General features: G+C 46.6%; 13 protein-coding genes. 4 read left to right on the plus strand and 9 right to left on the minus strand.

All coding sequences use genetic code 11. The features are described from left to right. Positions 1-99: 99 nt before the first annotated feature. Together ACFQ1X_RS00150 and ACFQ1X_RS00155 are read right to left on the minus strand one after the other, a co-directional pair. Positions 100-1,347, minus strand: a complete 1,248-nt coding sequence (locus tag ACFQ1X_RS00150) for an ABC transporter permease (protein WP_144841072.1) — start codon at positions 1,345-1,347, stop codon at positions 100-102. After that, complete coding sequence (locus tag ACFQ1X_RS00155) at positions 1,340-2,239, minus strand: ABC transporter ATP-binding protein (protein ID WP_144841071.1); 900 nt, start codon at positions 2,237-2,239, stop codon at positions 1,340-1,342. The genes ACFQ1X_RS00150 and ACFQ1X_RS00155 overlap by 8 nt, the downstream gene beginning before the upstream one ends. Before the next feature lie 133 nt (positions 2,240-2,372). Between ACFQ1X_RS00155 and ACFQ1X_RS00160 the strand changes: the two genes are divergently transcribed. Then, positions 2,373-2,558 carry a YhzD family protein gene (locus ACFQ1X_RS00160; protein ID WP_144841070.1) on the plus strand — a complete coding sequence of 62 codons (186 nt, stop codon included), beginning with the start codon at positions 2,373-2,375 and terminating at the stop codon, positions 2,556-2,558. Positions 2,559-2,609: 51 nt separating this feature from the next. On the opposite strand, the gene ACFQ1X_RS00165 is transcribed toward ACFQ1X_RS00160, so the two are convergent. The 3 genes from ACFQ1X_RS00165 to ACFQ1X_RS00175 form a co-directional block, all read right to left on the minus strand. After that, positions 2,610-3,389 carry an enoyl-CoA hydratase gene (locus ACFQ1X_RS00165; protein ID WP_144841069.1) on the minus strand — a complete coding sequence of 260 codons (780 nt, stop codon included), beginning with the start codon at positions 3,387-3,389 and terminating at the stop codon, positions 2,610-2,612. 227 nt (positions 3,390-3,616) lie between these two features. Next, a complete protein-coding gene (locus ACFQ1X_RS00170) occupies positions 3,617-3,964 on the minus strand; it encodes a YlbF family regulator (protein WP_144841068.1) in 348 nt (115 codons plus the stop codon). A gap of 13 nt (positions 3,965-3,977) precedes the next feature. Then, positions 3,978-5,126, minus strand: a complete 1,149-nt coding sequence (locus tag ACFQ1X_RS00175) for a DUF445 domain-containing protein (RefSeq protein WP_407943666.1) — start codon at positions 5,124-5,126, stop codon at positions 3,978-3,980. Between the two features lie 83 nt (positions 5,127-5,209). Here ACFQ1X_RS00175 and ACFQ1X_RS00180 point away from each other — a divergent pair, with 83 nt between their 5' ends. Continuing rightward, the gene (locus tag ACFQ1X_RS00180; RefSeq protein ID WP_144841067.1) at positions 5,210-5,413 is read left to right on the plus strand and encodes a YheE family protein; all 204 of its coding nucleotides are present in this window, start codon (positions 5,210-5,212) and stop codon (positions 5,411-5,413) included. A gap of 557 nt (positions 5,414-5,970) precedes the next feature. Here the strand turns inward: ACFQ1X_RS00180 and ACFQ1X_RS00185 are convergent. Then, the gene (locus ACFQ1X_RS00185; protein ID WP_144841066.1) at positions 5,971-7,725 is read right to left on the minus strand and encodes an ABC transporter ATP-binding protein; all 1,755 of its coding nucleotides are present in this window, start codon (positions 7,723-7,725) and stop codon (positions 5,971-5,973) included. A gap of 2 nt (positions 7,726-7,727) precedes the next feature. Further along, positions 7,728-9,464 carry an ABC transporter ATP-binding protein gene (locus tag ACFQ1X_RS00190; protein ID WP_144841065.1) on the minus strand — a complete coding sequence of 579 codons (1,737 nt, stop codon included), beginning with the start codon at positions 9,462-9,464 and terminating at the stop codon, positions 7,728-7,730. Between the two features lie 595 nt (positions 9,465-10,059). Between ACFQ1X_RS00190 and ACFQ1X_RS00195 the strand changes: the two genes are divergently transcribed. Together ACFQ1X_RS00195 and ACFQ1X_RS00200 are read left to right on the plus strand one after the other, a co-directional pair. Then, entirely contained in the window at positions 10,060-10,572 is a 513-nt protein-coding gene (locus ACFQ1X_RS00195; protein WP_144841064.1) for a universal stress protein, read from the plus strand. 119 nt (positions 10,573-10,691) lie between these two features. Then, entirely contained in the window at positions 10,692-11,126 is a 435-nt protein-coding gene (locus ACFQ1X_RS00200; RefSeq protein WP_144841063.1) for an arsenate-mycothiol transferase ArsC, read from the plus strand. A gap of 42 nt (positions 11,127-11,168) precedes the next feature. Here ACFQ1X_RS00200 and ACFQ1X_RS00205 read toward each other — a convergent pair whose 3' ends face one another. Both ACFQ1X_RS00205 and kynU read right to left on the minus strand, forming a co-directional pair. Next, entirely contained in the window at positions 11,169-11,792 is a 624-nt protein-coding gene (locus ACFQ1X_RS00205; protein ID WP_144841062.1) for a cyclase family protein, read from the minus strand. Next, positions 11,793-13,046, minus strand: coding sequence for a kynureninase (kynU, locus tag ACFQ1X_RS00210; RefSeq protein WP_144841094.1), 1,254 nt, complete (start codon positions 13,044-13,046; stop codon positions 11,793-11,795). Positions 13,047-13,049: the final 3 nt, after the last annotated feature.

Genomic DNA, 13,049 nt, shown 5'->3' on the forward strand with positions numbered 1-13,049 from the left:
GAATATTTGTTCTAATTTTACCATGCCCACCCCATAAAAAAAACTGTTTGCGAAAATCTCTCCGCAAACAGTCTTGTGATTTAACGAGTACGCAGTCGTTTATTTTTTATTGCCCAAATGGATTGCTTTACCGATATCCTTCAAAGATTGGGAAGAGCCGTACATCAGCACGCCGCCGCGGTAAACTCGGGCCCCGAACCAGCCGAGTACGCCGATTGTCGCGAGCATGATAGCAATTGATAATAGCGGCTCCCAAAGAGGAATGTCGAGCATACCGACGCGCAGGAACATGACCAGCGGCGCAAAGAATGGGATATAAGATGAAATGGTCACATAGCTCGCTTCCGGCATGCCGATTCCCGAAAATGCGATGAACGATGAAATGATGATCAGAAACATCATCGGCAGCATCAATTGCTGCACATCTTCCGTGCGGCTCACCAATGAGCCTAGCAATGCCGCGAGAACGGCATAAAGGAAATAGCCCAGCAGGAAGAAAAGTATGGCGACCAGGAATGTGCTGACTTTAATCTCCGAGAATCCCATGACGCTGAAAAATCCTTCCGCCATATTTGAACCGGATGTTTGAAATGCAAAATACCCGGCAATCCCGAAAATCATCATCTGTACGATTCCGAGTGTGCCGATCCCCGCAATTTTCGCAAACATATGCTTGACTGGGGATACACTCGAAATCAAGATTTCCATTACGCGGGAAGATTTTTCATTGGCCACTTCCATCGCGATCATATTCGGATAATAAATTACCGCCACATAAATGAGCAGAATGAGAACGTAGACGAGCCCCCTGGCCTGGCTCAGCTCTTCTTCTGTTTTGGAAGTAGCCGAAACGGCTTGCCGTTCAAAATCAGCCGGCATGAATAACTCTTCAACTTCAGCTCCGCTAAGTCCCAACTGTTCAGCCGTCATGGACGTCTGAATCGCCCGGACAGCGTTTTCCACAGCAGAGCCTGCTCCCATTTCATTGGCTGATTCTGAGACATAGCGTGCAGACAGCCTGTCACCTTCTTCCAGCACCAGATAGGACTCGATTGTGCCTTCCGTTATGCCCTGTTGCAGTTCTTCTTCTGACATGTCGGTGGGCATTGCCTGAATTTCACTGTCACTCTGTGCGAGCTGCGCCTGCAATTGCGGCACCAGTTCACCACTGTCTTCGATGACATGAAGAACTTGCCCTTCCTCGTCGCCGTCAAATGATTCAATGATCCCCGGCAGGTTTGCCAGCAGGAAAAATGCCGCTGCAACGATCACCGTAGTGATGATGAACGATTTCGTCCGCGCTTTTGTCATGAATGCCTGTTTGAATATAATCCAGAAACTATGCATATGCTTTACCCACCTTTGCGATGAAGATTTCTTCCAATGAAGGTTCTTCAATAGAAAAGTGGCGCAGCTGACCCAATTTCATGGCTTCTATTAGAATCTGCTGAGCTGTCGATTCGTCGGCAATCTGGAGTACTGCCCCGTCGATCGTCTCCCTGTATTTTTCAACACCGTACAGCTGGCTCAGGCTGTTTAGATCCTGATCCATTTTCAAGCGCACATTCTGTTTGCCGAAATTCCGTTTCACTTCACGGATAGAGCCCCCGACCACCACTTTTCCTCGATCAAGAATGCTCATATCATCACATAATTCTTCCACATGGTCCATGCGGTGACTGGAAAAAACGATCGTTGCGCCTTGTTTCTGCACGTCCAAAATCGCGCTTTTCAGCATTCCTACATTGACCGGGTCAAGCCCTGAAAAGGGTTCATCCAAAATAATCAACGATGGTTTGTGGACAAGAGAAGCGATTAATTGGATTTTCTGCTGGTTCCCTTTGGATAACTCTTCAACCTTTTTGCCGGCGTAATGCGGCACCTCGAAACGCTCAAGCCAGGCAGCGGTTTCCCTTTTGGCATCGTCTTTTGACATCTTCCGAAGCTGTGCCAGGTATATCAATTGGTCTTCCACTTTCATCTTCGGATATAAGCCGCGCTCTTCCGGCAAATAGCCGATGATCGGGCTTGTCTGATAGTTGATCGGTTGGCCGTTCCAACTGACCTTACCGTGCGTTGGATCGAGCAATCCCAGAATCATCCGGAATGTCGTCGTTTTACCGGCTCCGTTGGCTCCCAGAAATCCGTGCATTTGCCCTTCTTCGACTCTCAAGGACAAATCATCGACTGCAATAAAGTCTCCGAATTTTTTTGTGGCGTTTTCTACGGATAATGCCATTTGAAGTCCTCCTTTATATATGTATAGTTGTAATACGACCGCTGCCCTGAAATGTTTCAAACAATTGCAGGACATTTGGAATAAAACCCTTTATACTGAAACTGAATAGTCATTCAGAAAGGATTGATGCATAATGAGAACTTATAAACTAACGGCATTTGAACAGACAGGCAAAATGATAGCTGACGAAACATTCACTGCTGAAAACGATGACCAGGCAAAAGAAAAAGGCCAGGAAATCCTGAAGGAAAAAGGTTTGGAAGACCAGACGCACCGCCTGGCTTCTCCAGCTGGAAAACTTTTGCTTTTCCATTCATAACCAATAAAAAGTGTCCCGGACCATTTTGGCCGGGACACTTTTTTCATTCATTTATCGTCCAGTAAACTCCGGTTTACGCTTTCCAACAAAAGCCTGGATGCCTTCCAGATGGTCTGTGGTTTTGCGCATCGCTGATTGAGCTGCTGCTTCCATTTCGAGCACTTTATCCAGCTCGTCCAGCTTCAGCGTATGAAGAATATTTTTCGATGCCAACCGCGACAGCACCGGCGAAGCCAATGCTTCATTGGCGTATGCATCAGCCTGCTCCATGGCACGGCCTTCCGCTGTCACTTCTTCGATCAGCCCTTTCGCCAGAGCGTCATGGGCTTTCAAGGTTTGGCCCGCCCAAATGATTTCTTTGGCTTTCGGCACACCGACACGTTCTTTCATGAAGAAATGGCCGCCGCCATCCGGTACCAGGCCGATGCCGATGAAGTTCATCGCCAGCTTACTGTTTTCCTCGGCAATGACGTGATCACAGGCCAATGCCATACTGAAACCGAGGCCCGCCGATGCACCGTGGATAACCGCAACCGTGATTTGGGGAAGCGTATAAAGGGCTTTCGCCAAACGGCTTACATCTTTCATGACCAGCTCTATATCCATCGGATTGTTCGGATCCATCATTTCTTTGATGTCGCCTCCGGCAGAAAATGCGCGGCCTTCGCCGTATATTTTCACCACATGAAGAGAATGCTCGTTGTGCAGCGACTCGAAGCAATCCGCCAACTCCTTCATCATCTTCGCGTTCATGGCGTTCATAGAATTTGGACGGTTTAATACGACATGGCCAATACGGCCCTGTTTTTCAAACTGAATTGTTTCGTACATAGAAAAAAGACACCCTTTCGTAAAAATGAATTGTCATTCATCTTTACTTATTCGGTGTCTTTTTCCAAATCCCTCTATTTTAGACAAAGGAAATTAAGTTTTCATGTCCAGACTCCAGCGGCCCAGCTCTTCGGGTCATAAGCCGACTCAGCTGTCCAGCAAAGAGCGCTGCTTCGCTGATCCGTCTTATGCCTTTCAGAGCTAAACGGGCGCCGTCGCTTTTCTGATTACATGCTTTCGTATAATGATTGAACCGGCTTAATCAAAACGCGGTTAACTTCTTCGATCATTTGGCTAAGGCCCATTTCAGCTTCAAGCATCGCCAAAATTTTCTCGTTTTGCTGAGCTGCCTGAGCAGTTGTTTGAGCACCCATCATTTCTTCTTCAGAAATTTCTTCACCTTGCTGCTGTTTTTGCTGAAGCGTGATTTGCAGGTCGCGGAAACTCTTGAACAATTCATTCGCTTCGTCGTCTGCTTTTACTTCGTCTACTGCTGCCTCAAGTTTTTGGAATTCCTCTGTCGAACGGAATGTACCTTCCAATTTGTTGATGTCGTCATAAATGTTTACTGCCATTTTAAAATCTCCTCTACAATATATTTAGCACTGTGACCAACACTCCCTGGAGAATACCAACAGCTCCCCCGATGAATGCGCCCAGCACTGTGATCATTTTGAATTCTCTCCGTGAAATCCCCAGAACCAATTCTTCCAGGCGGCTCAGCGGCAGAGAATCCACTTGCTCTTTCACCATACCTTCGATGTTGATCTTGTGTACGGTCTCTTCCAATTTTTGCTCTCCTTGCTCGAAAATGAAATCGGTGACAAGTGGAGTAAAGTTTTTACTTGTCCATTCTAACCCTCCGGGCCAGGACTGTGCAAGTGTCCCGTTCAAACGGCCTTCGATATTGGCTGTTTCGCGGACATATTGCTTCACCGCTTCAAGAGCCGGATCAAAGTCAAATTCGCTGAGCAGTGCATCAGCGCGGCGATCCTGCAATTTATCCCATTCCGCATAAGCGATTGAAACCAATAACTCAAAAGTTTTGGGGGAATTCAGGAACTTGATGATTTCTGGCTGAATCCGGTCAACGAGTGGCCGGGATTCCCCGAGCAGCGAATGCAGCATATTGCCGAATCGGCCGCGTGAAGCCAAAAATTCATCGAGCAGAGTCTTGATGGCACGGCGGCCTTCCATCGATTCAAAATAATCAGAGCCCCTGTCAATGGCATATTTCACCGATTGAATCATTTTTACTTCGGCTTCATCTTTCCAGGAGTCCGGCATCAGTTCCCGGACCGTCTTGCCCTCAATATAAGAAAGGAGTGAATCATATTGCCGTTCTACCAGCCTGTCGACTTTACGTTCTATTTTTATTTCCACATTCTTCTGGCCGGCAGCATCGAGCCAATCCTTGAAAGTTTTTGGTGATTCAAAGATATGCTTGGCCAATTGACGCTGGATCCATTTCTCTGTTTTCACACGCATTTCTTCATTGAAGAAACGCTTTTTGAATGTTGCCGGTGTCAGTAGGTGTTCCACTACTGTTTTGCCGAGTTGCGTAGAAAGCTCATCCCGCCGTTTCGGAATCAATCCCGGGGTGAACGGGACGCGGAAATTGCCGATATATTTGGGTTCATAAGGCCAAAAAAGCATTTTAATGGCAATGTGATTGGTAACGCCACCAATCAGTGCCCCGATGAATGCCATAAAGATCAATGTTAGAATAATATTCAATTTCGTCACTCATTTCTTTTTACTTCTTTGTCAATCGAGTTTCTTGCCTTTATAATGGAAGCACAAGGCAAAGGAGGATCTGTATGCTGCAGCATTTTAAATTTACACCGATGTTTGAAAACCGCCAGCTTCCCGGCTGGAATATCTCTTTCTTTTACCGGAATGAGCGCATCACCGGCGAATACCATCCAGACGGCACAATCACCTGGGGGAATAAACAGCCCGAAGATGAAGAGGCTGTTAAAGTGATGATTCACGAGCTGATGCTCTATCATGTATACGATTAAAGCGCTGGCGCAGCCGGCACCGCGACGTCCTGTCGCGCCGGCTGCATGACCCACATCCTGTGGGCCTAAGTCCAGCGCTTTTTCTTATCGGTTTCTCCATTATAAAGTAAAGACTTGTGAATTTAATAGTAATAGCATTTCGTATTATAGCTGGAACCGATATTCCGCAAAACAGCTTCGCTTGCCTGGGGGCTCGAATCGAATAAATTCAAAACACGTGCTCCTGCATCGCTGCGCTGCTTCGTCGCAAAGCGTCGGCCGAACTACCTTCGGCCAACACTTCGCTGTTTTGCTCCATATCTTGGAGACTGGCTCAGCAAAAGTCACTCTCTAAGCGCCGGCGCGGCTCAGGGACGGGGCGAAGCAATAAGACGAGTGCTCTTCTCGGCTTATTGCGGGAGCTAAGGTGCGCCACGAACTTCCGGCGCCTCCTTTGCGACGAGCAGTGCGCAGGAGCATAATCTTTGCCCTGTCCAAAGCGCCGAAGCGTTATGAAAAGAAAATTTATTTTCTTATATTACTTTTTTTAATATCGGAATAAAAAAGGGAACGCCCCCTTACCCGATGTGCTGGGCAGAGGACATTCCTGATTGGATCTGATACATCTGATAGTAGGTGCCTCCGAGTTTCATCAGTTCATCGTGCGAACCGGCTTCGGCAACTTCACCGCGGTCAAGCACCAGGATGCGGTCGGCGTTTTTAATAGTTGATAACCTGTGGGCAATGATGAAAGTCGTTCTTCCTTTTTTCAATACTTCCATCGCATGCTGAATGATTTCTTCTGTTTCAGTATCGATATTCGAAGTGGCTTCGTCCAGTATGAGTATCGCCGGATCAAAAGCCAATGCCCGAGCGAACGATACCAATTGCCGCTGGCCCGAAGACAGGGTACTGCCTTTTTCGACTACGGCTTCATCAATGCCATTCGGCAGGTGCTTCAGCACACGTTCGCCGCCCACCTCTTCCAGTGCTCTGATGGCGCGTTCACGGCTGATGCGTTCATCATCCAAAGTGATATTCGATTCAATCGTGCCGGAGAATAAATAAGGATCCTGCAATACAATTCCCATATGCTCACGGACCGACTGCCTCGACATATCATTGATATTTTTGCCGTCGATCGTAATGCTTCCTTTCGAAACATCATAAAATCGGAACAGCAGATTCATGATTGAACTTTTCCCTGAACCGGTGTGTCCGACCAGAGCCACTGTTTCCCCTTGTGTCGCCTCGAAATTTAGATCTTTCAAGACATATTCTTCTTCTTTATAAGCGAACCAGACATCCTCAAAACGAACATTGCCCCGGTATCTCGCAATTTTTTCATCACTGACATTTTCTCCACTGCGATCGAGAAGGCGGAACACCCGTTCGGCAGCCACCAGCGCCTGTTCCAGTTTTGCAAACTGGTTGACAATGCCGCTGATCGGATTGAAAAGCCGGATGATGTAATCGACGAATGCATAAAGCACACCTACGGTCACAACCGAATTACCGGTCATCGAGGCTCCGCCGAAATACCAGATGAAAGCGATGAAAACCAGTGAACGCAAGATTCCTACCATATTATGGGAAGCTGCAGCTTCTAAAATCAGCAGCTTCTGCTGAAATTTGAAATGCACATTGTTCATTGTTTCAAATTCTTCTTTCATCTGTTTCTCGCGGCGGAACGCCTGGATGATCGTCATGCCTTGAATCGATTCGTTGATCATCGCGTTCATGTCACTGACTTTTTCACGCACGACATGATTGTATTTCGCCGCATATTTCCGGTAGACAAGCATCCAGATATACAGCAGCGGCACAATTACAAATGTGATTAACGCCATGCGCCAGTCGAGGTAAAATAATGCGGCGTAGATTCCGGCCATATACATGAAGCTTGTCGCAAATTGCGACAGCACAGTAACAAACAGTTCACGGATCGCTTCCGTATCATTAGTGATTCTTGCAACAACTTTACCCGCCGGCAGATTATCGAAATAGCGGATAGGCAGTCTCTGCACGTGTTCGAATACATCATTGCGCATTTTCCGGATAATCCTGTTTGCGCCTTTTTGCAACAGGATATATTGCAGGTAGCGGAATATTGCAGTGACGATGCCGAGCACAAAGAACAGCGCCAGCAGGTAGGCGATCGGTTCAAAATCGATTGCTTCTCCGGAAGCCGGTATATGATTATCGATTATTTCTTTTGCGATGAGCGGCGTCGCCAGATCGGCTGCCACCGCAATAGCAAGAAAGACAAGCCCGACAATCAACACACTTTTAAAATTTAATGCATAATTTAATAATCGTTTTCCTGTAGTCATTCTTACACCTCCTCAATCTGCTGGCGGAGGAATTGTTCGTTATACCATCCATTTTTCTTCAGCAAATCGTCATGTGTTCCTTCTTCGATGACGACTCCGTCATCCAATACGACAATCCAATCCGCATGCTGCACGGCTGACAGGCGGTGGGTCGTGATAATTGTCGTTTTACCGGAACGTTCGGCCTGGATATTTTCGATGATCCGCGCTTCGGTTTTGGCATCAACTGCAGACAGCGAATCATCAAGAATCAGAATCTCAGGGTTTTTAATCAACGCTCTCGCTATCGAGATGCGCTGTTTCTGGCCGCCTGATAATGCGACCCCTTTTTCGCCAACCAGCGTATCGAGACCGCCCGGCAGCATTTCCAAATCTTTTGTAAAATGAGAAAGGCGAATCGCCTCTGCAATATCTTCTTCCGTCGCATCAGATTTTCCGAACAGGATATTGGCGCGGATTGTCCGAGAAAACAACACGTGATCCTGTGGCACATAGCCGATCCAGCCACGCAGCTGATCTTTCGTCAAATCTGAAAGCTCAATGCCATTCAACATGATGGATCCCTGGCCAGCCGGGTATTCTCTCATCAATTGCTTGACGAAAGTCGTTTTGCCGCTGCCGGTTTTACCGACAATCCCCAGCGTCTGTCCGCTGTTCATCGATAAATTGATGCCCTGCAGATTTATCGTACTTGAAGTCGGATAGGTGAAACTGAAATCGCGGAAGCCGATGTTTTCCGGTTTATCAGCAAAAACAGGTTTTTCGGGATCCACAACATCTTCCTTATAATCCAGGGTTTCATTGACGCGGTCCAATGAAGCGTTGCCGCGCTGAAGGATATTGATCAACTCACCGATCGCAAACATCGGCCAGACGATCATACCGAGATATACATTGAACGCCACGAGATCACCGAGCGTCATGACACCATCTGCCACCAAAAGGGCACCGTAGCCGAGACCGATCATATAACTGATCGCGGTCAGAATTTTGGTCACCGGCGCAAACAAGGCATCAATCCGTTCGACCGCCATATTCTTTTCATAAACATCATCGGTCATTTCGGCGAATTGCTGTTCTGAAGCCCGCTCCTGAACGTAAGCACGCACCACGCGGACACCGCCAACCGATTCCAGAACACTGTCGTTCATATCACCGAATGCATCCTGTGCAAGCGTATAGCGGTCATGAATTTTGCGTCCAAGTATCTGGACAATAATCGCCAGGATCGGCAACGGAATCAACGCCAATAGAGTCAATTCCCATGACACCAGGAATCCCATCGCAATAATGATCGTCCCCATATATAAAGTCGAATCGACAAGCGTCAATATGCCAAATCCCGCAGTTTCCGAGATTGCCCGCAAGTCATTTGTAGACCGCGCCATCAGATCACCGGTGCGGTTCTTCTCAAAAAATGTCGGAGTCATTTTCAGGAAATGGCCCATGAGGCTTGATCGAAGCTGCCGCTCGATAACGTAAGCCCCACCGAACAATTGATACTGCCAAACAAAATTAATGAGATAAGCCAGTATCATGGCGACCGCCAAGACGATAATATATTGCCACAGCAATTCTGTTGTCAGCTCATTTTGCGCAATCGCATCAATGGCGACTCCGATCAGCCACGGCGGAATGATTTCAAGGATATTGGCAATAAGCAATAATCCCACAGCCACCGTATAACGCAGCCAGTTTTCTTTAAAAAACCATCTTAACTTCCATAAAACATCAAACATAAAAAACTCCTTCTTTCCCTTACAATTTCAGCTAATCGCCTTCTGCCGATTCTTTTGTCATTATTTTTCTTTGTTGGATTTTTCCCATTTTATATTCTCCTCTATTTTTTATTTGGCGACTGATCCCCAGTGCCGATTATTTAAACAGCTGAAGCTGATTAAAACTTATGAAATGCGGACAATAAAAAAGCGCATGCCGATTTTTCTCGGCATGCGCTCACGAAAAAAGGACAGGTGGTCAGACCGGTCCCGAAAATTTCTAGTCACGAAGTAAATTCAAAGACAAAAAAAAGGATGGCCTGACGTAAGTATGGAATTATATGGGACTATTGCATTTACTTTTTTCATCGTCAAAACCTCCATTCCTTCAAATTTGATAGCTCAAGCGTAACACTGCCTTTTTTGAATTGTCAACATAATTTTTAAAAAAGAGAATATTCGTAAAGCTCAGCTTGTAAGCATTGCTCAACACAATCTGATTTTATTCGTTTGAATCTGCGGGCTTTATTTACTATTGCAAAACAAACAAATGTTTTTCTTTTCAGAATGGCGGGTACTTTTAATAATAAGAGAAAATAACAGCGGGGTGAAGTTCATGTTTAAAAGAATTGCAATCGCATATGATGGATCAGACGGCAGTAAGATGGCTTTTGATAAAGCACTCGAATTGAAGCAGGATTTTCCGGAAACGGAATTGACGATTATTTACGTAAACGAAGAAACACAGGAAAGCACCAGTTTCATGGCTCCCGGAGATACCCCTTCATCTATCATAATCCCTGATGTCGATGGCACAAATGCCCCTTTCACACCGGGTGCTGTGGATGAGGGACGCACCTCCAGCGATACTCTTGAACGTCAATCCGAGTTTTCAAAACACATGCATAACTCCATTCAACAGCAATTGGATGAAAAGAACGTCGAGGCCAACGTTTTAGCCTTGGAAGGCAATGCGTCCAAAACAATTCCCGCTTTTATAGAAGAACAAAAAATAGAGCTTCTTGTTGTGGGCAATAGCGGAAAATCCGGCTTGCAAAAGTTCTTCATCGGCTCGGTCAGCAAAAAACTGTTAAAGGATTCTCCATGTTCCGTTCTGGTTATCAAATAGTATAGCTAAGACACTTCTGCATCACAAATAGCATATAAACACTAGTTTAAAGCTAAAACGAATGGGTAAACATTACTAAAGTATAAAAAACTCGAAACAAAGGAAGAAGGAGAACAGCCATGTCCAAGCAAACCGTCTACTTTCTGTCTTCACACCAGCACCGTGGACTCATGGCTGAGATTTGGGCAAACCGGCTCGACCTTCCTGATTGGGAAATTCGAAGTGCGGCTTGGAGTCAACATTCAATCAGCGAGACTCCAATGGAAATTATGAAGGAAATCATTCTTGATCTGCCTGTGGTGGAACCAAGAACCTATAATCACGATGAAGTCAGCGAAGCGGATTTGATCATCGCGATGCATGACGGTGAATTGGAACAAGATGATATACCCTCAGATTTGCCCGCTCAGAAATTGTTGCGATGGGATATCCGGAATCCTGAGCTGCGGTCATTGGATGAAACAGAACAATGGGCATTATATCAGGAAATCTGTGATGAAATCGCCATGAACATTAAAGATATGGAGACTTATTTCCGGTCTGATTATATGTAAAAAACCTTCACCCCGATAAATGAGGTGAAGGTTTTTTTGATGTTACCGATAAAGCACTGCCCGGACTGGACTGCCTTCCGCGCCGGTGATTTTCAACGGCAACGCAGCTAGTTGGTATACCCCCGGTTCAATATGGTCCAGTACAACGCCTTCCAAAATATAGCGCCCGTGTTTATTCATCGATTGGTGCATAGGCAGCTCTTTGCTGTGTTGCTGATCAACGGAAGGAACGTCCACTCCAAGGAGGCGGATTCCTTTCGCCTTCATCCATTCTGCAATCGCACCTGAAAAAACCGGCCATGTTTCCGGAAATTGCTGGCGGTCACTCCAGCTGCAACTTTTCAACAGGATTGCTGTGACGCCTTCTTCTGGTTCCGGCAAATTTTCCACCCCAACTTCCCCCAATTCCTGCACGTCCACGACTTGAGCTGAAGTCAGATAAACATCTAATGGCATTTCTTCTATCTTCAGTCCATCATCGTCGTAATGAAACGGTGCGTCGATATGGGTACCCATATGAGTGCTGGATTTTATTTCCCCCACATTCACTGATCCGCTCTGCTCCTTCGTCACAGAAAGAGAATATTCAAACGGGCGGTCTCCGGGCCATTCCGGTGTCTCTGCATTCAACTCCATGGAAATATCAAAAATTTCTTTTTTTGCCATCTACGCCACCACATTTCGTTCGTTTGTGTAATTCTTAAATAATTCTTCGTCCATAATCGCTTTAAGGATCTCTATCGTGCGCTCTACATCATCGAATGATGTGTACAGAGCAACAGGCGCGAGCCGGATAATGTTCGGGGCACGGAAATCGGGCACGACTCCTTTATCTTTCAGCGCTTTGCAGATTCTTGCCGCTTCCTGATGGGACAGCGCGATATGCCCTCCGCGCTCTTCGTCCTGCTGCGGTGTTACATCGGTCAATTCCGGTAATTCATTTACCAATCGGCTGCGCAATAAAGAAGTAAGTTTCAGGGATTTTTCCCGCACATTTTCAATTCCGGCCGCTTCGAAAATTTCTATGCTGCCAAGCAGCGGTGCCATACTGAAAATGTTCGGCGTGCCGATTTGATAAGCCCCCGCTCCTTCCGCTTTAGTAAAATGATGATCCATGTCGAATTGTTTGGCTTTATCAGAACCGAACCAACCGGCATTTCCAGGCAGAAGGTGATGGTGGCGTTCATGGATATAAAGGCCGCCAGTTCCGCCAGGACCCGAATTCATGTATTTATAATGGCACCAAACCGCAAAGTCGACACCGTCTTCATGCAAGTGGTGCGGCATCGCACCAATGGAATGCGCCAGGTCAAAGCCTACCAGAATCCCTTTATCATGTGCCGCTCCGGTAATTTCACGGATGTTCAGCAATTGGCCGCTCCGATAGAGCACGGATGGCAACAGCACGACCGCAACATCTTCCGTCAATTGCTCCAAAATGTCCTCAAATTCCAAGGTGTAGCCATCGCGGCTTTTTATCTTCCGCATCGCCATTGCGGGATCCAGTCCGCGCAGCCGAATATGGCTTTCCACCGCGTAAATATCCGATGGAAAGTTCAGTTCGTCAACCAGCACAACCGAACGTTCCGGCGTCGGCTGGAATAAAGTCGACAGCATCTGGTGAATATTCGAAGTGATTGACCCTGTCACCATCACTTCATTTGCCTGAGCGCCGACAAAAGGCGCGATGCGCGAACTCATTTCTTCAGCAAGCGTAAACCAGGGATTGTCCCCTTCCGTCCATCCGTCGATGCCAAAATTCTTCCAGCTGTCCATCAAGCTGAGCAATTTCCCTTCTGCCCGTTTCGACATCAGCCCGAGTGAATTGCCATCCATATAAATTTGCCCTTCTTCCATATAAAACTCATTTTTAAAATCCCTCAGCCCATCCTGCTCATCCAATTGTTTCGCGGTCACCATTGT

It is taken from the genome of Metaplanococcus flavidus, from assembly GCF_042675885.1.
GTDB lineage: Bacteria > Bacillota > Bacilli > Bacillales_A > Planococcaceae > Planococcus > Planococcus flavidus.

Excerpts from the sequence above, each read along its gene's own strand:
- ACFQ1X_RS00150 (WP_144841072.1), bottom strand. The coding sequence starts at position 1,347 with ATGCATAGTTTCTGGATTATATTCAAACAGGCATTCATGACAAAAGCG.
- ACFQ1X_RS00155 (WP_144841071.1), bottom strand. The coding sequence starts at position 2,239 with ATGGCATTATCCGTAGAAAACGCCACAAAAAAATTCGGAGACTTTATT.
- ACFQ1X_RS00160 (WP_144841070.1), top strand. The coding sequence starts at position 2,373 with ATGAGAACTTATAAACTAACGGCATTTGAACAGACAGGCAAAATGATA.
- ACFQ1X_RS00165 (WP_144841069.1), bottom strand. The coding sequence starts at position 3,389 with ATGTACGAAACAATTCAGTTTGAAAAACAGGGCCGTATTGGCCATGTC.
- ACFQ1X_RS00170 (WP_144841068.1), bottom strand. The coding sequence starts at position 3,964 with ATGGCAGTAAACATTTATGACGACATCAACAAATTGGAAGGTACATTC.
- ACFQ1X_RS00180 (WP_144841067.1), top strand. The coding sequence starts at position 5,210 with ATGCTGCAGCATTTTAAATTTACACCGATGTTTGAAAACCGCCAGCTT.
- ACFQ1X_RS00185 (WP_144841066.1), bottom strand. The coding sequence starts at position 7,725 with ATGACTACAGGAAAACGATTATTAAATTATGCATTAAATTTTAAAAGT.
- ACFQ1X_RS00190 (WP_144841065.1), bottom strand. The coding sequence starts at position 9,464 with ATGTTTGATGTTTTATGGAAGTTAAGATGGTTTTTTAAAGAAAACTGG.
- ACFQ1X_RS00195 (WP_144841064.1), top strand. The coding sequence starts at position 10,060 with ATGTTTAAAAGAATTGCAATCGCATATGATGGATCAGACGGCAGTAAG.
- ACFQ1X_RS00200 (WP_144841063.1), top strand. The coding sequence starts at position 10,692 with ATGTCCAAGCAAACCGTCTACTTTCTGTCTTCACACCAGCACCGTGGA.
- ACFQ1X_RS00205 (WP_144841062.1), bottom strand. The coding sequence starts at position 11,792 with ATGGCAAAAAAAGAAATTTTTGATATTTCCATGGAGTTGAATGCAGAG.
- kynU (WP_144841094.1), bottom strand. The coding sequence starts at position 13,046 with ATGGTGACCGCGAAACAATTGGATGAGCAGGATGGGCTGAGGGATTTT.